Here is a 20,050-nt window from a genome sequence, read left to right as displayed (position 1 = left end):
GCGAGGGCAGGGTGGCTCGGTGAAGGATCCACGACTCCACGTCGTGATTGCGGTGGCGAATCTGCCGGTCGAGCGCGACCGGCGGGTCATCCGTGAGGTGAAGGCCCTCGAAGCGGCCGGATACCGCGTGACGGTGATCTGCCCCCGCGGCGCCTCCAAGATCAGCCGCGTCCCCGGTACCGTCGACGCCAAGGTCCGCTCGTACAAGATGTACGAGTCGTCCGGCGGCGCGGTGTCCTTCGCGATCGAGTTCGCCTGGTCCTTCGTGTGCATCGGCTGGCATCTGATGGCCGCCGTGCTCCGCGACCGGGCCGCCGCCGCGCAGGTGTGCAACCCGCCGGACGTGTTCTTCCCCCTCGCGCTGCTCATGCGGATGCTGGGCCGCCCGTGGGTGTTCGACCACCACGACCTCTCCCCCGAGGTGTACCAGGCCCGCGGCGGCCGGCCCGGCTCGCCGCTGGACCGCATCCTGCTGCGCTTCGAGAAGTGGTCGCAGCGCGCCGCCTCGGCGGTCGTGTCGACCAACGAGTCCTACCGGGAGCTCGCGATCAGCCGCGGTGGCTGCGACCCGTCGCGGGTCGTCGTGGTCCGCAACGGCCCGTCGGCCGCCGAGGTCAAGCCGGTCGCGGCGGCACAGCTCGACGTCGACGACCACACGATCGTCTACCTCGGCGTGCTCGGCGCGCAGGACGGCGTCGACAACGCGATCCTCGCCGCAGAACGCCTGGTCGACCTGCGCGGCCGGCTCGGCTGGCGCCTCGTCGTCGCCGGCGACGGCGAGTGCCTGGAGAGCCTCAAGGCGCTGACGGTCGAGCGCAAGCTCGAGGACGTCGTGGAGTTCACCGGCTGGCTCGGCGTCGAGGAGATCGACCGGCTGCTGCGCACCGCTTCCGTCGGATTGCAGCCAGATCCTCGCAGCGCGCACGCCGAGGTGTCGACAATGGCCAAGACTGTCGAATACCTCGCCCGGGGGCTGCCCGTCGTCGGCGTGGACATGCGGGAGACCCGGCGCAGCGCCGGCGACGCCGGTGTCTACGTCCCGAACGGCACCCCTGAGGAGTTCGCCGTCGCCCTGCACCGCCTGCTCGACGACCCGGTGGCACGCGCGTCGATGCGCAATGTCGCGCTCGCGCGGTTCCGTAATACCTTGGCCTGGGAACACCAGGCGACGGCGTATGTCCGGCTATGGGATGAGTTGCTGTCAACCCGCCGGGAGAGGTACAAAGCGGGATCGGCGATCGTTCGGCAAGCCGCACCTGCGGACGTCAGTCAGGCAGAACAACGACAGTGATAAGCGCAATTACATACCGCCCGCCCGGCGACCGCGCTTGTGTGAGGGGATGACGTGGACCTCTGGGATCTCGCCAAGCTGATGGGTCGCCGCTGGTACCTGATGGCGCCGATGATCATCTTGACCCTCGCCGCCACCAGCTGGGCGTTGCTGACGATCAAACCCGACTACACCTCGACCGGCCAGATCATGCTGATCCCGCCGGCCGACCGCACGCCGCTCACGCCGGCCGAGCTCCAGTCGACCAACACCTGGGTCGAGGTCGGTGAGGACATCATGGCGAAGGCCCTGTCGATCTCGCTGAACACCACCGCGACCCACAAGGAGATCTCCGGCGAGGGCTTCTCGGACGCGTTCGAGGTGGCCGCCGAGGACCGCTCCAGCATCCTCACCGTGACCGCGACCGCCACGACGCCCGAGGCGGCGCAGGCGACCGTGCAGCGGCTGGAGAAGCAGATCACCCGCGAGGTCGAGGAGATGCAGGCGCGCTACAAGCCCAAGGCGGGCCGCGCGATCAGCACCCAGGTCCTCGACGCCGGCGACACCATCGAGGTCGTCTCCTCGAAGGTCAAGCGCGCCGCGGTCGTCATCATCGGCGTCGGTCTGCTGCTCACCGCCGCGGTGACCATCGTCGGCGACAACATCCTGCGCCGCCGCGCCCGCAACCAGCGCCGCCGACAGCAGGGTGACGACCTCGAGCCCGGCAGCGACACCGACGTCATCTCCGACGGCGACCGGCAACAGCCGTCCGTCCGGGCCAACGGCGCCGGCGGGGATGCCGTCGCGAAGCAGGACGAGACGGCCGTGATCAACCTCGGCAGGATCAAGAGCACCGTCGCATCCGGCAACAACGGTGGCGGCAACAGCGGCAACGCCGCCGGTCCGGGCCTCACCGTCGCGTACCGGCAGGCCGAGAACGCCCCCGACGACGACCGCCGCGGGGTCGAGACCGACGACGCGACGATCATCCTGCCCCTGGGCAACACGCCGTGGGCCGGCCGGGAGGGGCGCGACAAGGACGCTGAGGCGCGCGGCCGTTGACCTCCAGCACCGTCGCCGGCGAGAGCCGCACACGTCAGGCGCCACCCGATGCGGTGGCGCCCGACGACCTGCGGATCTTCAAGGGGAAACCGAAGCGGAAGCGGCCCCAGGGCTACCGGCCGTCGCCCGACCTGCTGCCGGTCCTCGTCGACGAGCGGACCTACGCGTCCCGCCGCCGGCGCAGCCACATCGACGCCGCGTCGCTGCTCGTGCTGGTCGTGGTGCTGATCCAGCTGCTCCCGTCGCGCCTCGTCGTCCCGGACCTCACCTCGGTCGGCCGGCCCGGCCTGCTGATCGGCCTCCTGCTCGCCCTCTGGTGGCTGCTGTCGAAGCTGCACCCGCGCCTGGCGATGACGGGTCCGCAGCCGATGCGCTGGGCGTTCGTGGTCTACGCGCTGACCCTCCTGCTGTCCTACGCCGCCGGTCAGTTCCGCGGCATGCCCGTGCTGGAGGCCAACTCCGCCGACCGCGCCCTGCTCGGTGCGCTCGCGTTCATGGGTATCGTGTTCATGACCGCCGACGGCGTGCCGACCCGTGACCGCCTCGACGACGTGCAACGCGTCCTGGTGTACTGCACCGCCATCAACGCGCTGCTCGGCATCATGCAGTTCATCACCAAGAAGGACCTGACCCAGAGCATCGTCATCCCCGGCCTGACCCTGCAGGGCGAGCTGGTCGGCCTCGCCGACCGCGGCGGCGGCGGCCTCATCCGGGTCGCCGGCACCACCGGGCACTTCATCGAGTTCAGCGTGGTCATGGCGTTCGCGGTGCCGCTCGGCATCCACTACGCCCGCTACGCGCGGACCAAGCTCGAGCGCCGGATCTTCCTCGTCGCGACGCTGGTCATCGCGGGCTCCATCCCGCTGGCGCTGTCGCGCACCGGCATCCTCGCCGTCGGCATCGCGCTGCTGTGCATGTGGCCCGCGTGGAACTGGCGCTTCCGCTTCAACGTCCTGGTCATCAGCGTCGGCCTGCTCGCCCTGCTCTCCGTGGTCCGGCCCGGCCTGCTCGGCACGCTGCGCTCCCTGTTCAGCAACGCCGAGGACGACCCCAGCATCAAGGGCCGCACCGACGACTACGCCATCGTCTTCCAGTACGCCTCCGAGCGCCCCTGGCTGGGCCGCGGCACCGGCACGTTCATCCCCGAGCTCTACCGCTACCTGGACAACCAGTGGCTGATGACGCTCATGAACAACGGCTACCTCGGCATCGCCGGGATGGTGGTGCTGCACTTCTCCGGCGTGTTCCTCGCGATCATCGCGTTCCGCCGGGCGGAGAACGAGGTCGACCGCCACCTGTGCGCGGCGATCTCGGCGGTGCCGCTCATCGCGGCGCTCACCGGCCTGACGTTCGACTCGTTCTCGTTCAGCACCTTCGTGGTCGTGCTCGCCCTGCAGCTCGGTGCCGCCGGCGCGATGTGGCGCTTCACGCACCCGGCCCGCACCACCCGCAGCGCCGCCGTCGGCGCTCTCCAACGCTGAATTCCTGGAGTTCCGGTGATCTCTGTCGTCATCGCCGCCCACAACGAGGCGGCGGTCATCGGTCGCTGCCTCGACGGCCTCATCGCCCCCGACATCGACATCACGGTGGTCGCCAACGGCTGCAGTGACGACACCGCCGCGGTCGCCGCGAGCCGTCCCGGGGTGCGGGTCATCGACCGCCCGGAGCCGGGCAAGTCGGGCGCGCTGAACGCCGGCGACGCCGTCGCGGTCGGCTTCCCCCGCGTCTACCTCGACGCCGACATCCCGCTGACCGCCGCGGACGTGCGGTCCCTGGCGGCGTTCCTGGCGGCGACGCCCGGGCTGCTCGCCGCGACCGCGCACCGGACCCTCGACACCCGCCGCCGGCCGCTGCTGGTGAAGGCGCACAGCGCGATCAACGGCCGGCTCCCCGCGTACCGCGACGCCCTCTACGGCCGCGGCGTCATCGTGCTGTCGGCCGAGGGCCGCGCCCGGTTCGACACGTTCCCCGAGGTCGTCGCCGACGACCTGTTCCTCGACGGCCTCTTCGGCCCCGGCGAGAAGGCCGAGACGCCCGCGGTCGTCGCCGTCGTCGAGACCCCCCGCCGCACTTCGGACCTCGTGAAGCGTTTGGCCAGGGTCCGAGCGGGTAACGCCGCCCTGCGCGCCGCGGGTGCCGCCCGTCCAGCGGCGCGCTCCTCGTGGTTGCGCGACGTCGTGCTCCCCAGGCCCTGGCTTCTGCCGGCAGCGGTGGGCTACGTTGCGCTGACCGTCGCCGCGTCGCGCGCCGCCCGCCGTCGCGACGTCGGATGGGGCCACGACACGTCCACCCGCGGAGCAGTCGGAGCGCAGCAGTGAGCCTTGATCCACTCGTCAGCGTCGTCCTCGTCTCGTACAACACCCGTGAGCTGACGCTCAAGAACCTCGCGGGGCTGCAGGCGGGCACCGCCGTGCCGATCGAGATCATCGTGGTCGACAACGCCTCGACCGACAACTCGGCGGCCGCGATCGGTCACGCCTACCCCGAGGTCCGCGTGCTGCACCAGCCCGTGAACCTCGGCTTCGGCAACGCCGTCAACCTCGGCGCCGCGCACGCCAAAGGCCGCTGGATCCTGCTCATCAACCCCGACACCGAGCCGGTCGGCGACGTGATCCGCACCCTCGTCGAGTACGCGGGCAGCCACCCCGAGTACCGCATCTACACCGGTCGCACGCTCCGCGCCGACCACACCGACGACGGCCACTCGGTGCACGCGCTGCCGAGCCTGTGGGGGTACGTCTGCTTCGCGACCGGCCTGTCGTCGCTGCGCCGACACTCGCAGCTGTTCAACCCCGACGAGCTGCCCGGCCTCGACCGCGTCATCGGCGGCGAGGTGCCGGCCGTGTCCGGCTGCCTGCTGCTGATCGACCGGCCGCTGTGGGAGCAGCTCGGCGGCTTCACCCCCGACTACTTCATGTACAGCGAGGACATCGACCTCTCCGCCCGCGCCCGCGACCTGGGCGCCCGCCCCGTCCTCGTCCCGGAGGCCCAGCTCCTGCACGTCGGCGGCGCCGCCTCGAGCACCGTCAACAAGCGGATCATGGTCCTGCGCGGCAAGACCACGTTCGTCCGCCTGCGCTGGTCCCCCGGCCGCGCCAAGCTTGCCCGTCTCCTCATGTCCGCCGGTGTACTGGTGCGCTCCGCCGCCGGCGCAGGCTGGCGCGACGTCTGGCGCCAGCGAGCGACGTGGCTGTCCGGCTGGCCCGCTCCGACCGCCCCCGCGGCCGTCCCCACCCAGCCGCTGCCCGCCCCGATCTCGGCCGTGCCGTCACCGGACCCCGCCGCGGCGCGACCTCACCCGTAGCGGGGCGCGCTCCGGGACCGCTGGATGTTGGGCGTCCGCCGCTCACGGGCCCGCCAGCAGCCCGTGTGCCAGTGCCGCCGGTCCGCGAGATCCCCGCGCCCGTCCGCCGGCCACGCCACGAGATGCGGCACCCCCGGCGCGATCTCCTGGTCACACCCCGGGCACCGGTACGCCTTCACCGCCGCACCCGACGGAATGTTGCGCACCTGCCACTCCCCGTCGCTCCACGCCTGCACCCCTTCAACGCCACGCTTGACCCGCTCCAGATCGATCGGCTCAGGCACAGCGTCGCGCCGGGCATGGTTGCGACGGGGACTCACCATTCCAGCGTACCGACGCCCACCACCCACCAATGATCACGGCCCCACCACACCCAGCCGCCACCCCGGTCGTGCCACCCCCCGCCACGCCATCGCCAGCCACGCCATCGCCCGCCACGCCATCGCCAGCCACGCCATCGCCAGCCACGCCATCGCCAGCCACGCCATCGCCAGCCACGCCATCGCCAGCCACGACCGCCGCCTTGCCGTGACTGTCGTCCTGCCGTATCCACAGTCGTGCCGCGACCACCGCCGCGATTGTCGCCGCGCCGTGCTCGCAGTTGGGCCGCAACCGTCCACCGTGCACCATCGCCACACCACTGCGATCACACCACCGCGATCAGCACCGAGCAGCACCACCGTCTTGCAGTCCGGATCGCCGCGCCGCAAGCACCGCCTCGCAGTGACCGCCGTGCGTGCTGCGATCACTACCCCGCCGCACGACCACCGCCTCACCACACGACCACCGCCACACGACGAGCACCGCCGCGCCGCAAGCACCGCCACACGGCGAGCACCGCCACGCCGCAAGCACCGCCTTGCAGTGACCGCCGCGCGTGCTGCGATCACTACCCCGCCGCACGACCACCGTCTCACCACACGAGCACTGCCGCGCCGCGAGCACTGCCGCGCCGCGAGCACCGCCGCGCCGCAAGCACCGCCGCGCCGCAAGCACCGCCGCGCCGTGAGCACCGCGCCACACGGCGAGCACCGCCGCGCCGCGAAGGGCTGTCTTGCCGCGGGCACTGACGCGGCGGGGCGGCGGTCGTGTTGTGGTCAGTGGTGGTGGGTTGGCGCTTGGGTGGTCAACGCTTCGAGTAGTCGCGGAAGCCGCGGCTGACCTTGCGGCCCAGGTAGCCGGCGGTCACCAGGTGCTCCAGCAGCGGGGCGGGGGCGAAGCCGGGCTCGCGCAGCTCCAGGTACAGCTCCCGCTGGATCGCCAGGGACACGTCCAGGCCGACGACGTCGAGCAGCTCGAACGGGCCCATCGGGTAGCCGCAGCCGAGCTTCATCGCGTAGTCGATGTCGTCCGCCGTCGAATACGAGGCCTCGACCATCTTGACCGCGTCGTTGAGGTACGGGAACAGCAGCGCGTTGACCACGAAGCCGGACCGGTCGGCGCACACCACCGCGTGCTTGGCCAGCGCCCGGCACACGGCGGCGGCGGTCTGGACCGTCGCATCGGAGGTGCGGATCGTCCTGACCACCTCGACCAGCCCCATGACCGGCGCTGGGTTGAAGAAGTGCAGGCCGACCACGTCGGCGGGCCGCTCGGTCGCCACCGCGCACTCGATGACCGGCAGGCTCGACGTCGTCGTGGCGAGCACGACCCCCGGCTTGCAGATCTCGTCGAGCGACGCGAACAGCGCCTTCTTCACCGACAGCTCCTCGACCACCGCCTCGACCACCAGGTCGACGTCGGACAGGTGGTCGAGGCTCGCCGACCAGGTGACCCGCCCGATCGCGGCGTCGCGGTCCTGCTCGGTCAGCTTGCCGCGCACGACCCCCTTGTTGAGCGACGTCTTCAGCCGCTCGCAGACCTTGGCCGACTTCTCGGCGCCGCGCGTCACCGACACGACCTCGAACCCGGCCTTCGCGAACACCTCGATGATGCCCGTCGCCATCGTCCCCGACCCGACGACGCCCACCTTCGCGATGTTCGTCGGCCTGCCGTGCTCGGCGGTGCTGGACGGCGTCAGCTCGTCGGCGACGACGACCGGCGACCCGGGCTTCTCGTACGTGTAGAACCCCCGCCCGGACTTCCGCCCGAGCAGACCCGCCGTCACCATCTGCTTGATCAGCGGCACCGGCGCGTGCCGCCGGTCGCGACCGCCCCGGCGGTACATCGTGTCGAGGATCTCGTACGCGGTGTCGAGCCCGATCAGGTCCATCAGCGCCAGCGGCCCCATCGGCAGCCCGCACCCGAGCTTCATCGCCGCGTCGATGTCCTCGCGGGTCGCGTACTTCGCCTCGACCATGGACACGGCCTGGTTGAGATATCCGAACAGCAGCGCGTTGGCGATGAAGCCGGCCCGGTCCGTGATCGTCACGTCCACCTTGCCGAGCCGCTCGCACAGCGCCTCGATGTCCGTGACCACGTCCTGCGACGTGACGACCGTCCGCACCACCTCGACCAGCTTCATGATCGGCGCGGGGTTGAAGAAGTGCATGCCGATGACCTGGTTCGGCCGGCCCGTCGCCACCGAGATCTCGGTGACCGACAGGCTGGACGTGTTGGTGGCGAGGATGGCCTCGGGCTTGCACACCTTGTCGAGCTCGGCGAAGATCCGCTGCTTGAGGTCCAGGTGCTCGGGCACGGCCTCGATGACCAGGTCCACGTCGCCCAGCGCGTCCAGCCCGACCGCGAACGTCACCCGCTCCAGCAGCGCGTCGCGGCCCTCCGCGGACAGCTTGCCCTTGGCGACCGCCCGGTCCAGCGACCCGCGCATCGTCGACTCGCCCCGGTGCAGCGCCGCGTCGCTGATCTCGACCGCGGTCACCGAGAGCCCGCTGCGCGCGAACACCTCCACGATGCCGGCGCCCATGGTGCCCAGCCCGACCACGCCCACGGAACCAAACTCGCGCGCCATCGCACGACCTCCCTAACGACCGATCAGGTTACTGGCGAGTCTCCCACGCCACCCGGCTCCCGCGCCCTGTGGGATATCTTGCTGCGCCGCACTCCCGCCCCGCCGCCAGCGGCGGGCACTGCCAGCGCCGATGCGCGGCGACTTCCCTCCGAGCCGACCGCACCGCCGTCCGGTCGGATTGCGGAATTGGTCACTCCCCCGGGCGCGGCTCGCCACCGCAGCGGGCGGTCAGGTCCAGCGGATGGTGGCGCTGGAGCGCCAGAGCGACAGGACGGCGGGGTCACCGTTGACGTGGAGGTCGGCGGTGGTCCGACGGTTCCACAGGGCTAAGTACAGATCGCTGGCGGGACCGCGGAGGGTGCAGTCGGCGGCGGTGTCGGTGCCGCGGGTGATGTCGGCGCCGGTGGGGCCCATGCGGACGGTCCAGGAGCTGGGGGCGTCGGAGGCCTCGACGGCGAGGGCGGCCGGGGCGTCGCAGCGCAGACGGCTGCCACGGGCGGCATAGAAGGTCATGAGCAGCTCGTCGATGCCGTCGACACCGAGGTCGCGGGCGACGCCGTCGGACTGGCCGACGGCGGCGTGGAGGTCGGCGCGATGAATGATCGTCTCGTGGGCCTGGCGGCGCGCCCAGAAGGCGAGGGGCGAGTCGGCGGGGAGGAAGTGCCAGCAGGTCAGGTCGCCGGGGGCGGCGCGGAGCCGGTCGACGAGGGCGAGGTGGCCGGCCTGGAACCACGGGACGAGGTCGGCGTCGGCCGGCATGGGGCCGACCGCCTGCTCCTCCTCGTCGTCGGTGAGGACGGCGGCGCGGGCGTCGCGGACATAGGCCGTCGCCCAGCGGTGCACATAACCCACATGCTGGACGAGGTCGCGGACCGTCCAGTCGGGGCAGGTCGGCACGGGGGCGTCGAGGCCCGCCTTCTCGGCGGCGTCGACGAAGTCGAGCCCGGCACGCTCCAACGCATCGATGTGCTGCCCGATTTCCATGCCGTCATGCTAAGCCGACCCCCCGACAAAAAACGCCGGCGGAAAGTCACACCGAGGCTCAGGCGGCCAGCAGGCCACCCACCCAGATGCCGGCGATGATCAGGGCGGTGGCGAGCTCGATGAGCATCGACACGCCGGCGGCCTTGAGGGCGTGCTTGGTGGACTGCCAGGCGAGGCTGGTGTCCTTCTGGCGGATGCGCTCGACGATGAAGACGCCCAGGACGAAGCCGATGACGAGGCCGATCACCGGGATGAGGAAGAAGCCGACGATGCCCAGCAGGCCGCCGAGGAACAGGGTCAGGTTGGGCACGCCGGCGCGCTTGAGATTGCGGCCGGGGACGAGGTACTTGGCGGCGAACCCGAGGCCGAGCACGATCGTGGCCGCGACCGCGACGGTCCAGCCGACGGCGCCGTGACCGCCGAAGACCGCCCACACCATGACCCCGGCCCAGCACAGGACCAGGCCGGGGAGCATGGGAATGACGACGCCGATGGTCCCGATCAGCACCGCGGCACCCGAGATGAAGGCCACGAGGCCGGAGCTGTCGGTCACATCCACGCCGATCAGGCTAAGCGGAGGCGACGACACCCGCCAGTGCGGCGGCGAAGTCCGCGGCCCGCTCCACGTGCGGGGAGTGGCCGCACCCTTCGTAGACGATCTCGGTGTACGGGCCGTACGCGGTCAGCACCGCCCGGGTCTGCCCGATCATCGGCTGGGGCGGGCACTCCTCCTCGCCGGGCCAGCCGGGGACGAGGCCGAGCTTGCCGAGCTGCGCGAGGTCGAAGAACGACGCGTCGGACACGATCGCGTCCTGGTCGCCGCGGATCCACGTGATCGGGGGCTTGACCGGCAGGTCGACGATGCCCGAGAGGTTGAGCCAGCGCGGTGACAGCGTGTTGAGCACCCCGCGGTCGCCGGGGCCGACGCCGGGCCAGTTGTCGCTGGCCGATCCGGTGCCGGGGTAGTTGTCGTCGCCGACGTACGTGCTGAGCATGGTGTCCAGCAGCAGCTCCTCGTCGTCGCCGAACGAGTCCGGCGACGCGACGTAGAAGGCGCGCATGACGTTGCGCGGCGAGGCCTGCTCCTCGGTGCCACGGTCCGCGGCACCGAGGAGCCGCACGAAGTCGGGGTTGGCCGATCCGCCGCCGGTGCCGGCGAAGTCGGGCGTGGTCGGGGTGCCAGACAGGTCCCGGGTGCCGCCGAACCCGTACGGCGAGACGGGCGCCTCCAGCACCAGCGCCGCGATGGCATCAGGGTGGTCGAGCAGCAGCTGCAGCGCGACACCACCGCCGAGCGAGTGCCCGACGACCACCGGCGGCCGGTCGAACCCCAGCAGCAGCGGGACGAGATCGTCGGCGAAGTCGCGCACCCCCCGGGTGGCGTCGACGGGGAGGGCGGGGCTGGCGCCGTACCCGCGCAGGTCTGGCGCGACGATGCGCCAGTCCTGCGGCAGGTGGCGCAGCAGGGGCTCCCAGTATCCGGATGACGAGCAGTTTCCGTGGATGAGCAGGACCGGAGGACCGTCGACCGGACCGCGAGTGGTGACGTGCATCACCGCATCGTGACACTCCGGCCGACCGCCTCACATGGTGCCGGCCCACATGTTCCGGTCGTTTTTCGTGAGGGCCCAGATGACTGCGACGTCGGCCGCGATGATGAGCATCGACCACAGCGGGTAGTACGGCAGGAACAGGAAGTTGGCGATCGCGCTGATCGCGGCCAGGATGATGCCGAGCACGCGCGCCCAGACCTGGCCGGCGAGCACCCCCACGCCGCCTGCGGCGACCACCACGCCGAGCGCCAGGTGGATCCAGCCCCAGGTCTCCACGTCGAAGCCGAACAGATAGTTGTCGGTGAGCACGTAGAAGGTGTCTTCGAAGATCGCCGTCAGGCCGACCACGATCTGGAAGATGCCGATGACGACCATCATGCTGCCGCCGAAGACGGCGAAGCCGGTGACCCAGCCGGATTGGCGGTCCGTTGTCGATGTCGTACTCATGCGGCCCACCGTGGGCCGCCCAGAGGTGAACCAGGCTCACCCTTCCCGGATGCACGGCGATGAGAACTTGACGCTTCAAGTACACGTGTCGCACCATCTACTTGAAGCTTGAACTAATTAGGGAGACATCGCCATGAACGTCGTTCTCTGGGTCCTGCAGGGCCTGCTCGGCGCCGCCTTCATCGGTGCCGGCCTGATGAAGGCGACCCAGCCGAAGGAGAAGCTGCCCGCCGCCATGACGTGGACCCAGCGGCGCAGCGCCGGGACCATCAAGTTCATCGGCGTGATGGAGCTGCTCGGCGGCCTCGGCCTGATCCTGCCGTGGGCGACCGACATCGCACCCGTGCTGACCCCGCTCGCCGCCGTGGGCCTGCTCGTCGTCATGCTGCTCGCGATCGTCGACCACGTCCGTGCCAAGGAGTACTCCGTCATCCCGGTCAACCTGGTGCTCGGCGCGCTCGCGCTGGTGATCGCGATCGGCCGGTTCTGACGCGAATCGGACGTCGCACCGGCCGCGGCGGACGGCAGGTGGACACCGCAAGCAGCACCGGACGAGGCACCATGGATGACATGAACGACGAGACACGATGGCTGGACGACACCGAGCGACGCGCTTGGCTGTCGCTGCTGGCCGTCGTGCTCGTCGGCTTCCCGGAGCTGGAGCGCACGTTCCGTCCGTACGGTCTGGTGCACGTGGAGTACGGGCTCCTCGCGGCCCTCAGCGGCGAGGACGAAGGGCTGCGCCTGTCGGAGCTCGCGGCGCAGATGAACATGTCGCAGAGCCGCCTCAGCCACCGCATGCGCAAGCTGATCGACCTCGGCTACGTGGAGGTGTCCGGCGACGCGTGCGACGGGCGGGTCAGCATCGCCAAGGTCACCGAGGCCGGGCGGCGCTTCGCCGAGCAGGTCTCCCCCGCCCACGTCGCCGACGTCCGGCGGCTCATCTTCGACCACCTCGACGACGCCCAGACCGCGGCCCTCGCCGACGCGCTCGGTGCCGTCGCCGACCGGCTCGGCTCCAGTTGCCCCGGCGCGCCCAAGGGTCCACCCGTGCCGAAGGCCCGCGCCTGACTCCCGTTCCGCTGCTCTTCGCCGGTACGTGGCCCTCGCCGTACACCTGCCGCAGACGCGACATCGAGGGCCTGTGCGGGACAGCCGGAAAGCCGTCACCGCATCGGGACCACAGAGCCTGTCGGCGCGTGGTCCGACAGGAATAGAGTGACCGCATGCGTGCGGTCGTGATCACCGGAGTGTCCCGCGGCCTGGGCGCCGCCCTCTTCGACGTGTGCAACGCGCGCGGTGACCGGATCCTCGCGGTCGGCCGGCACTTCACCCCCGAACAGCACCAGAGCCGCGACGACCGGCCCGGCGACATCACGCTCTTCTCGACCGACGTCGCCGACGCGCACTGGCTGCCCGACCACGACACGCTGCGACCGTTCCTGCGCGACGCTGACGAGGCCGTGCTGCTGCACAACGCCGCCGTCGTCGAGCCGATCGGCGCCGTCGGCAAGCTCAGCACCGAGGCGATCACGCGCGCGATCGCGGTCAACCTGACCGCGCCCGTGGTGCTCACCAACAGTTTCCTGCGCGCGGCGCCCCGCGAGGCCCGGCTGCGGGTGTTGTTCATCTCCTCGGGCGCCGCGCACCGGATCATCGACGGCTGGTCGCTGTACTGCACCACGAAGGCCGGCGGCGAGACGTTCTTCGAGGCGGTCGCGTCGCAGGTCGCCGACGACGAACGGGTCACGGTCGCCAGCGTCGACCCCGGCCAGATGGACACCGGCATGCAGGACGCCATCCGCCGCGCGGCCGCCTCCGGCACCTACTTCCCAGGCCAGCAGCGCTGGCTCGACGCCCACGCCGAGGGTCGCCTCGCCGACCCCCTCACCGTCGCCGAGCGCATCATCAAGGAGCACGCCCCCTAACCCGGCATCGGACGGTCCACCACTGCAACCCACCCCCGGATAAGTCCGGCGCAAGCGCCAGACTTATCCGACATTTCGTATTTGTCCGAAGGGGAGGGTCGGAACTCAGTTTCGCCCGAGAGGGTCGGAACTCGGTTTGCCCGAGAGGGTCGGAACTCGGTTTGCCCGAGAGGGTCGGAACTCGGTTGCCCGACGGGGAAGGGTCGAAGTTCGGCTTGCTCGACGGGAAGCGATCGAAGCTCGATTCCCGTCGGACATGGCTGGCGCTCGGCGCCGCCATGGGACCGGCCTCGGCAATCTTGTCCGGTGGAAGGGCTGAAGCTCGGCGCCGCTATGGGACTGGCAGCTTCGTCCGGCGAAGAGGGCTGGAGCGCGACCCCGTCGCGCGGGCCAGGCCGACGGCGCGGGCCAGGCCGACGGCGCGGGCGCGGCCGACAGGGCACTCTTCGGAACCGCAGCCGGACAATTACGAAATGTCGGATAAGTGCGGCGCTTGCGCCGTACTTATCCGGGGAGGGTGCGGCACCACCGGCGCGATCGGCCATGATCGAAGGACAACCGTGGCCGCCCGGGCGACCACCACGCGACTTCGATCACGCCCGCCCGGACCTCGATCGCTCCGGAGGCGACCAAGGACCTCCCGCGCGAGCGCCGAACCGCGCGAACGCTGAACCGCGCGAGCGCTGAACCGCGTGAGGACCACGGCTCAGAGCAGCACTTCGCGCAGGCGCGGGGCGAAAACGGCCGGATCGCCGTGGCCGCCGTGACCGCCGGGGAACTCGACGACGTCGACGCCCAGACGGTCCGCGAGCTCCACCCCCACCCGGTGCGGCGCCTCCCCCGCGCTCGCCGCGCCAACCGCCGGCACGATCCGGGCCGTCCCCGCGCGCAGCGAGTCGAGGTCCGGCACCCAGACGCCGAAGGCCGGCACCTCGTAGCCGATGAAGAACGGCAGGTTGCCCTGCATCCGCGCCATGAAGTCCGGTGACGCCGCGGCGCCCTTCTCGTCGGCCATCTCCAGGCCCGCGCCGAAGACGTGCATCGCCGCGCCCCAGCCGTCGCGGTGGAAGGTCGCCTCGACCTCGCGCATCAGGTCGCGCCAGTGCGTGGCGTCGCTGAGCAGCTCGAAGGCGGGCGGCTCGTGCGCCACCACCGTGCGGACCAGCTCCGGGTGCCGGGCGGCGAGCTCCAGGGCGATCTCCGCGCCCGAGCTGTTGCCGAACACGTCCGCCGGCTCGTCCTCGGTCACCCCGACCGCGCCGAGCAGCCGGTACGCGTCGTCGCCGTGCTCTTCGATCGACTGCACGGCCGGCGGGCCGTCCAACGGGCTGCGCGAGTTGCCCCGGCGGTCGTAGGTGACGACGGTCCGCTCGTCGGCGAGCGCCTCGGCGAGGCCGTCGAAGCCTTCCGCGTCGTACACGCCGCCGCAGATCAGCAGCAGGACGGGCCCGCTGCCACGGATCTCGTAGCGCAGCGTCGCCCCGGGCACCTCGAGCGTTTCGACCTTCATGACTCCTCCTCGGTGGTTTCGACCGTCGGTCGTTGCGGGCGTGGCGCGCTCGACACGGTTTTCGGGGCTACTCGTGAGTAATTTCCGGGTTTACACTCGGCGCCATGACCGCCACGCGAACTCCCGGCGTCCCCGCCATCGACGAGGGCTCGCTGATCTCGACCAGCCCGGCCAGCGGCGAAGAGGTCGGCCGCTTCCCCGTGGCCTCCCCCGATCATGTCACCGAGTCGGTCCGGCGGGCCCGGGACGCGGCGGGTTGGTGGGCCGGACTCGGCTTCGCCGGCCGCCGCAAGCGGCTGCTGACGTTCCGCAGCCTGATCGCCAACCGCCTGGAGGAGCTCGCCGAGCTGATGCACCGCGAGGGCGGCAAGCCCACCGCGGACGCGCTCGTCGAGGCGATCGCCGCGGTCGACCACATCGCCTGGGCCGCGAACCACGCCCGCAAGGTGCTCGGGCGGCGCCGGGTCGGCTCCTCCATCCTGCTCACGGAGCACAGCTCCTACCTGGAGTATCTGCCGTTCGGCGTCATCGGGGTCATCGGACCCTGGAACTACCCGGTGCTCACGCCGATGGGCTCCATCGCGTACGCGCTGGCCGCCGGCAACGCCGTGGTGTTCAAGCCCAGCGAATACACGCCGGCGGTGGGCCAGTGGGTGGTCGACCGGTTCGCCGAGGTGGTGCCCGAGCAGCCGGTGCTGCAGATCGTGCACGGCATGGGCGACGTCGGCGGCGCGCTGTGCCGCTCCGGGGTGGACAAGATCGCGTTCACCGGCTCGACCGCGACGGGCAAGAAGGTCATGGCGGCCGCCGCCGAGTCGCTGACCCCCGTGCTGCTGGAGTGCGGCGGCAAGGACGCCATGATCGTCGCCGCCGACGCCGACCTGGACGCCGCCGCCGAGGCCTGCGTCTGGGGCGGCCTCACCAACGCGGGTCAGACCTGCGTCGGCATCGAGCGGGTGTACGTGGCGGACCGCGTCTACGACGAGTTCCTCGGCCGCGTGGTGGCCCGCGCGGCGAAGCTCACGGTCGGCGAGGAGGGCACGGCCGACATCGGCCCGATCACGATGCCCTCGCAGATCGACATCATCCGCCGGCACATCGAGGACGCGCTGACCCGCGGCGGCCGCGCGGTCCTGGGCGGCGCCGAGGCGGTCCGGCCACCGTTCGTCAGCCCGACGATCCTGGTCGACGTGCCGGAGGACGCGGCCGCCGTGCAGGAGGAGACCTTCGGCCCGACGCTCACGATCGCCCGCGTCGCGAACGCCGAGGAGGCCGTCGAGCGCGCCAACGGCACCGGGTACGGCCTGGGTGGCGCGATCTTCTCCAAGTCCCGCGGCCTGGAGCTGGCCCGCGGCATCCGCTCCGGCATGACGTCGGTCAACTCGGCCCTGACCTTCGCCGGCATGCCGTCGCTGCCCTTCGGCGGCGTGGGCGGCTCGGGCTTCGGCCGCATCCACGGCGAGGACGGCCTGCGCGAGTTCACCCGGCCGAAGGCGATCGTGAAGCGCCGCGGCCCGACCCTGCTGCCCCTGACGACGTTCGACCGCACCCAGAAGTCGATGCTGCAGGCCCTGAAGCTCGTCAAGCTCATCCACGGCCGCACCAAGTAGCCGGCGTGAAGATCGAATGACGGATCCGGCTGTGATGACGACCGGATCCGTCATTCGGTCACGGTAGGCCTGAACGTGCGCCGGTCAGAACAGCGTCAGCTCGTCCTTCACCACGCCGCGGAGGGCGTTGTAGTCGAGGACGACGCAGCGGATGCCGCGGTCCTCGGCGAGGACCCGGGCCTGGGGCTTGATCTCCTGGGCGGCGAAGATGCCGCGGACGGGGGCCAGCAGCGGGTCGCGGCCGAGGAGCTCCAGGTAGCGGGTCAGCTGCTCCACCCCGTCGATCTCGCCGCGGCGCTTGATCTCGACGGCGACGGAGGCGCCCTCGGCGTCCTTGCACAGCAGGTCGACGGGGCCGATCGCGGTCATGTACTCGCGGCGCACCAGCGTGTAGCCCTCGCCGAGGGTGTGCGGGGCGGCCGCGAGCAGCACCTGCAGGTGCGCCTCGACGCCGTCCTTGACCAGGCCGGGATCGATGCCGAGCATGTGGTCGGTGTCGTGCAGGATCTCCTCGACGGTGATCTGCAGCTCCTCGCCGCCCTTGTTCACCACGCTCCACAGGCCGTCGGTCTGCGAAAGGCGGCAGGGCGGCGTCATCCACATCAGTGGCTTGTAGCCACCGGTGTCGGAGTGCACCAGGACCGAGCCGTCGGACTTGACCATGATGAGGCGGATGGCGGGCGGCAGGTGGGCCGTGAGCCGGCCGATGTAGTCGACCGAGCACTTGGCGATGACGAGACGCACGCGCGACAGCCTAGCCCGGCCCCGACCACAGCGCCGAAGTGGCGGGTCGATGTCATGCTAGGGGCGTGCTTGAGTCATTGACGGGGCTCGGCCTGGCCACGTCGGCCGGGCTCAACGCCTACATCCCGTTGCTCGCCATCGGCGTGCTCGCGAGATACACCGATCTCATCACGCTGCCCGACAACTGGGCGTGGATGGAGAACGGCTGGACCCTCACGATCGTCGCGGCGCTGCTGGCGATCGAGTTCGTCGCCGACAAGGTGCCAGTGGTGGACCATGTCAACGACGTGCTGCAGACGTTCGTGCGGCCGACCGCCGGCGGCCTCGCGTTCGGCGCGGCGTCGAGCTCCGAGACGGTGACGGTGACGGATCCCGGCTCGTTCTTCAGCAGCCATCAGTGGGTTCCGCTGGTGGTGGGCGGGGCGATCTCGCTCGGCGTGCACGGCATGAAGGCCGCGTCCAGGCCGGTGATCAACGCCAGCACGGCGGGCTTCGGCGCGCCGGTGGTGAGCACGATCGAGGACATCGCGAGCGTGGCGATGTCGCTCGTCGCGATCATCCTGCCGGTGCTGGTGCTGCTGTTCATCGTGCTGCTGTTCGTGGCGTTCTGGTGGCTGATGCGACGCCGCAAGCGGCGCAAGGAGGAGAAGGCCGCGGCCAGGTGGGCCCAGTCCCAGGGATACCGGCCGACCTGACCGCGAGCCGCGTCACGGGAGTTTGTGCGCCTCCCGGACGACGGTGACCAGCTCGTCGACCACGTCGGTGATCGCGAAGTCCTTCGGGGTGAAGACCCTGGCCACCCCGGAGGCGAGCAACGTGGCGGCGTCGGACGGCGGGATGATGCCGCCGACCACGACCGGAAGGTCGTCGAGGCCTTCGGCGCGCAGGCCCTCCAACACCGACGCGACCGCCGCCAGATGTGAACCTGACAGGACCGAGAGGCCGACGAGGTCGACGTCCTCCTCGACGGCCGCCGCGACGATCTGCGCCGGCGTGAGGCGGATGCCCTGGTAGACCACCTCGAAGCCGGCGTCGCGGGCGCGGACGGCGATCTGCTCGGCCCCGTTGGAGTGCCCGTCGAGGCCGGGCTTGCCGACCAGCATCCGCAGCCTGCCCGCGCCGAGCTCCTCCGCGGTGCGCCGGACCCGCTCGCGGACCGCCACCAGCGCGGAGCCGGGCGCGGCGGAGATGGCGCCGGTCAGCCCGGTGGGGGCGCGGTACTCACCGAACACGTCCCGCAGCACCGACGCCCACTCGCCGGTGGTGACGCCGGCACGGACGCAGTCCAGGGTGGCCTCCATGAGGTTCCCGGTGCCGCCCGCGACCTGCCGCAGCCGCTCGAGCGCGTTGTCGACGTCGGCCGGTGTACGAGCGGCGCGCCAGGCGAGCAGCGACTCCACCGCGGCGCTCTCCACCGCGGGGTCGATCTGCTCGATCGCGGCGGCACCGGCGGCGACCAGCGGCGACGGCTCGGTCTCGGGGAAGCGGTTGACGCCGACCACGACGTCCTCGCCGCGCTCCATCCGGCCACGCCGCTCGGCGAGCGACGCGACGAGGGCGCTCTTGAGATAGCCGGACTCCACGGCGGCGACGACCCCGCCCATCTCCAGCACCCGGTCGAGCTCCGCGGTCGCGCCGGCGACCAGGTCGTCGACGAGGGCAGTCATGACGTGCGAGCCCTCGAACAGGTCCGGGTACTCCAGCAGGTCGGACTCGAACGCGAGGACCTGCTGCATGCGCAGCGACCACTGCTGGTCCCACGGGCGGGGCAGGCCGAGGGCCTCGTTCCACGCCGGCAGCTGCACGGCGCGGGCCCGGGCGTCGCGCGACAGCGTCACGCCGAGCATCTCCAGCACGATGCGCTGCACGTTGTTCTCGGGCTGCGACTCGGTGAGGCCCAGGCTGTTGACCTGCACGCCGTACCGGAACCGCTTCGCCGACTTGTCGGAGATTTCATACCTGTCGGTCAGGATCCGGTCCCACAGCAGGCCGAAGGCGCGCATCTTCGCGGTCTCCTCGACGAAGCGGACGGAGGCGTTGACGAAGAAGGAGATCCGGGCCGCGACGGCGGCGAAGTCGGCCACCTGACCCGAGTCGCGGACCGCGTCGAGCACGGCGATCGCGGTGGCGAGGGCGAACGCGACCTCCTGCACGGGCGTCGCGCCGGCCTCCTGCAGGTGGTACGAGCAGATGTTGACCGGGTTCCACTTCGGGCAGTTCGCCACGGTCCACGCGATGGTGTCGGTGGTCAGGCGCAGCGACGGCCCCGGCGGGAAGATGTGCGTGCCGCGGGACAGGTACTCCTTGACGATGTCGTTCTGGGTCGTGCCCGCGAGCGAGGCGAGCGGCGCCCCCTGCTCGCGCGCCACCGTCACGTACAGGCTGAGCAGCCACATCGCGGTGGCGTTGATGGTCATCGAGGTGTTCGCGAGACCGAGGTCGATGCCGTCGAAGAGCGTGCGCATGTCGCCGAGGTGCGCGACCGGCACGCCGACCCGGCCGACCTCGCCACGCGCCAGTTCGGCGTCGGGGTCGTAGCCGGTCTGTGTGGGCAGGTCGAACGCGACCGACAGGCCCGTCTGTCCCTTGCCGAGGTTGCGCCGGAACAGCGCGTTGGAAGCGGCCGCTGACGAGTGGCCGGCATAGGTGCGCATGACCCACGGGCGGTCGCGCTCGGGGAGCTTCGCCATACAAGCACCTTACTGAACGGTAATTTGGTGAGGCCGG

General features: G+C 71.1%; 20 protein-coding genes. 10 read left to right on the top strand and 10 right to left on the bottom strand.

The genetic code is table 11. From position 1 onward, the window contains the following. Positions 1-19 precede the first annotated feature (19 nt). The 5 genes from AB0I21_RS11820 to AB0I21_RS11800 are packed head-to-tail and all read left to right on the top strand — an operon-like array spanning position 20 to position 5,636. The gene (locus tag AB0I21_RS11820; RefSeq protein ID WP_360560402.1) at positions 20-1,291 is read left to right on the top strand and encodes a glycosyltransferase family 4 protein; all 1,272 of its coding nucleotides are present in this window, start codon (positions 20-22) and stop codon (positions 1,289-1,291) included. A 54-nt stretch (positions 1,292-1,345) separates the two neighbouring features. Beyond that, entirely contained in the window at positions 1,346-2,332 is a 987-nt protein-coding gene (locus AB0I21_RS11815) for a hypothetical protein (RefSeq protein WP_360560400.1), read from the top strand. Further along, positions 2,329-3,813, top strand: a complete 1,485-nt coding sequence (locus AB0I21_RS11810; protein ID WP_344510254.1) for an O-antigen ligase family protein — start codon at positions 2,329-2,331, stop codon at positions 3,811-3,813. The genes AB0I21_RS11815 and AB0I21_RS11810 overlap by 4 nt, the downstream gene beginning before the upstream one ends. A gap of 15 nt (positions 3,814-3,828) precedes the next feature. Beyond that, entirely contained in the window at positions 3,829-4,650 is an 822-nt protein-coding gene (locus AB0I21_RS11805) for a glycosyltransferase (protein WP_360560398.1), read from the top strand. Next, positions 4,647-5,636 (top strand): glycosyltransferase family 2 protein, encoded by a 990-nt coding sequence (locus AB0I21_RS11800; protein WP_360560396.1) that lies wholly within the window; start codon positions 4,647-4,649, stop codon positions 5,634-5,636. The genes AB0I21_RS11805 and AB0I21_RS11800 overlap by 4 nt, the downstream gene beginning before the upstream one ends. On the opposite strand, the gene AB0I21_RS11795 is transcribed toward AB0I21_RS11800, so the two are convergent. The 7 genes from AB0I21_RS11795 to AB0I21_RS11765 form a co-directional block, all read right to left on the bottom strand. Next, the gene (locus AB0I21_RS11795) at positions 5,627-5,959 is read right to left on the bottom strand and encodes a hypothetical protein (RefSeq protein ID WP_360560394.1); all 333 of its coding nucleotides are present in this window, start codon (positions 5,957-5,959) and stop codon (positions 5,627-5,629) included. The two genes, AB0I21_RS11800 and AB0I21_RS11795, sit on opposite strands and share 10 nt — an antisense overlap. A gap of 33 nt (positions 5,960-5,992) precedes the next feature. Continuing rightward, positions 5,993-6,139: a hypothetical protein gene (locus AB0I21_RS11790; RefSeq protein WP_360560392.1), complete on the bottom strand. Its 147-nt coding sequence runs from the start codon at positions 6,137-6,139 to the stop codon at positions 5,993-5,995. Positions 6,140-6,762: 623 nt separating this feature from the next. Next, positions 6,763-8,547 carry a 3-hydroxybutyryl-CoA dehydrogenase gene (locus tag AB0I21_RS11785; protein ID WP_344510264.1) on the bottom strand — a complete coding sequence of 595 codons (1,785 nt, stop codon included), beginning with the start codon at positions 8,545-8,547 and terminating at the stop codon, positions 6,763-6,765. A gap of 228 nt (positions 8,548-8,775) precedes the next feature. Further along, positions 8,776-9,531 (bottom strand): maleylpyruvate isomerase family mycothiol-dependent enzyme, encoded by a 756-nt coding sequence (locus AB0I21_RS11780; protein WP_360560390.1) that lies wholly within the window; start codon positions 9,529-9,531, stop codon positions 8,776-8,778. A gap of 58 nt (positions 9,532-9,589) precedes the next feature. Then, positions 9,590-10,090 (bottom strand): DUF456 domain-containing protein, encoded by a 501-nt coding sequence (locus AB0I21_RS11775; RefSeq protein WP_360560389.1) that lies wholly within the window; start codon positions 10,088-10,090, stop codon positions 9,590-9,592. A gap of 10 nt (positions 10,091-10,100) precedes the next feature. Further along, positions 10,101-11,084, bottom strand: coding sequence for an alpha/beta hydrolase (locus AB0I21_RS11770; protein ID WP_360560387.1), 984 nt, complete (start codon positions 11,082-11,084; stop codon positions 10,101-10,103). Positions 11,085-11,114: 30 nt separating this feature from the next. Then, positions 11,115-11,531, bottom strand: coding sequence for a hypothetical protein (locus AB0I21_RS11765; protein ID WP_354900268.1), 417 nt, complete (start codon positions 11,529-11,531; stop codon positions 11,115-11,117). A 133-nt stretch (positions 11,532-11,664) separates the two neighbouring features. Between AB0I21_RS11765 and AB0I21_RS11760 the strand changes: the two genes are divergently transcribed. The 3 genes from AB0I21_RS11760 to AB0I21_RS11750 all read left to right on the top strand — a co-directional run bounded on the left by AB0I21_RS11760 (position 11,665) and on the right by AB0I21_RS11750 (position 13,459). Beyond that, positions 11,665-12,021: a DoxX family protein gene (locus tag AB0I21_RS11760; RefSeq protein ID WP_360560386.1), complete on the top strand. Its 357-nt coding sequence runs from the start codon at positions 11,665-11,667 to the stop codon at positions 12,019-12,021. 80 nt (positions 12,022-12,101) lie between these two features. Then, a complete protein-coding gene (locus AB0I21_RS11755) occupies positions 12,102-12,602 on the top strand; it encodes a MarR family transcriptional regulator (RefSeq protein WP_360560384.1) in 501 nt (166 codons plus the stop codon). A 155-nt stretch (positions 12,603-12,757) separates the two neighbouring features. Next, on the top strand, positions 12,758-13,459 hold the full coding sequence (locus tag AB0I21_RS11750) for an SDR family NAD(P)-dependent oxidoreductase (protein WP_344510278.1): 702 nt from the start codon (positions 12,758-12,760) through the stop codon (positions 13,457-13,459). A gap of 706 nt (positions 13,460-14,165) precedes the next feature. On the opposite strand, the gene AB0I21_RS11745 is transcribed toward AB0I21_RS11750, so the two are convergent. Then, positions 14,166-14,969 (bottom strand): alpha/beta fold hydrolase, encoded by an 804-nt coding sequence (locus AB0I21_RS11745; protein ID WP_360560383.1) that lies wholly within the window; start codon positions 14,967-14,969, stop codon positions 14,166-14,168. Between the two features lie 104 nt (positions 14,970-15,073). Between AB0I21_RS11745 and AB0I21_RS11740 the strand changes: the two genes are divergently transcribed. Next, a complete protein-coding gene (locus AB0I21_RS11740) occupies positions 15,074-16,579 on the top strand; it encodes an aldehyde dehydrogenase family protein (RefSeq protein WP_344510282.1) in 1,506 nt (501 codons plus the stop codon). 84 nt (positions 16,580-16,663) lie between these two features. On the opposite strand, the gene nucS is transcribed toward AB0I21_RS11740, so the two are convergent. Further along, a complete protein-coding gene (gene nucS / locus AB0I21_RS11735) occupies positions 16,664-17,323 on the bottom strand; it encodes an endonuclease NucS (protein ID WP_360560381.1) in 660 nt (219 codons plus the stop codon). 65 nt (positions 17,324-17,388) lie between these two features. Between nucS and AB0I21_RS11730 the strand changes: the two genes are divergently transcribed. Continuing rightward, positions 17,389-18,018, top strand: a complete 630-nt coding sequence (locus AB0I21_RS11730) for a DUF4126 domain-containing protein (RefSeq protein WP_344510286.1) — start codon at positions 17,389-17,391, stop codon at positions 18,016-18,018. 12 nt (positions 18,019-18,030) lie between these two features. Here AB0I21_RS11730 and AB0I21_RS11725 read toward each other — a convergent pair whose 3' ends face one another. After that, the gene (locus AB0I21_RS11725) at positions 18,031-20,013 is read right to left on the bottom strand and encodes a protein meaA (RefSeq protein WP_360560379.1); all 1,983 of its coding nucleotides are present in this window, start codon (positions 20,011-20,013) and stop codon (positions 18,031-18,033) included. Positions 20,014-20,050 lie beyond the last annotated feature (37 nt).

It is taken from the genome of Dactylosporangium sp. NPDC050588, from assembly GCF_040654975.1.
Lineage (GTDB): Bacteria > Actinomycetota > Actinomycetes > Mycobacteriales > Micromonosporaceae > Dactylosporangium > Dactylosporangium maewongense.
This window is presented reverse-complemented; position numbering and strand designations above follow the sequence as displayed.

Coding starts and splice junctions, on each gene's coding strand:
- AB0I21_RS11740 (WP_344510282.1), top strand. CDS start 15,074: ATGACCGCCACGCGAACTCCCGGCGTCCCCGCCATCGACGAGGGCTCG.
- AB0I21_RS11780 (WP_360560390.1), bottom strand. CDS start 9,531: ATGGAAATCGGGCAGCACATCGATGCGTTGGAGCGTGCCGGGCTCGAC.
- AB0I21_RS11745 (WP_360560383.1), bottom strand. CDS start 14,969: ATGAAGGTCGAAACGCTCGAGGTGCCCGGGGCGACGCTGCGCTACGAG.
- AB0I21_RS11770 (WP_360560387.1), bottom strand. CDS start 11,084: ATGCACGTCACCACTCGCGGTCCGGTCGACGGTCCTCCGGTCCTGCTC.
- AB0I21_RS11765 (WP_354900268.1), bottom strand. CDS start 11,531: ATGAGTACGACATCGACAACGGACCGCCAATCCGGCTGGGTCACCGGC.
- AB0I21_RS11725 (WP_360560379.1), bottom strand. CDS start 20,013: ATGGCGAAGCTCCCCGAGCGCGACCGCCCGTGGGTCATGCGCACCTAT.
- AB0I21_RS11785 (WP_344510264.1), bottom strand. CDS start 8,547: ATGGCGCGCGAGTTTGGTTCCGTGGGCGTGGTCGGGCTGGGCACCATG.
- AB0I21_RS11750 (WP_344510278.1), top strand. CDS start 12,758: ATGCGTGCGGTCGTGATCACCGGAGTGTCCCGCGGCCTGGGCGCCGCC.
- AB0I21_RS11790 (WP_360560392.1), bottom strand. CDS start 6,139: ATGGCGTGGCTGGCGATGGCGTGGCTGGCGATGGCGTGGCTGGCGATG.
- AB0I21_RS11755 (WP_360560384.1), top strand. CDS start 12,102: ATGAACGACGAGACACGATGGCTGGACGACACCGAGCGACGCGCTTGG.
- AB0I21_RS11795 (WP_360560394.1), bottom strand. CDS start 5,959: ATGGTGAGTCCCCGTCGCAACCATGCCCGGCGCGACGCTGTGCCTGAG.
- AB0I21_RS11760 (WP_360560386.1), top strand. CDS start 11,665: ATGAACGTCGTTCTCTGGGTCCTGCAGGGCCTGCTCGGCGCCGCCTTC.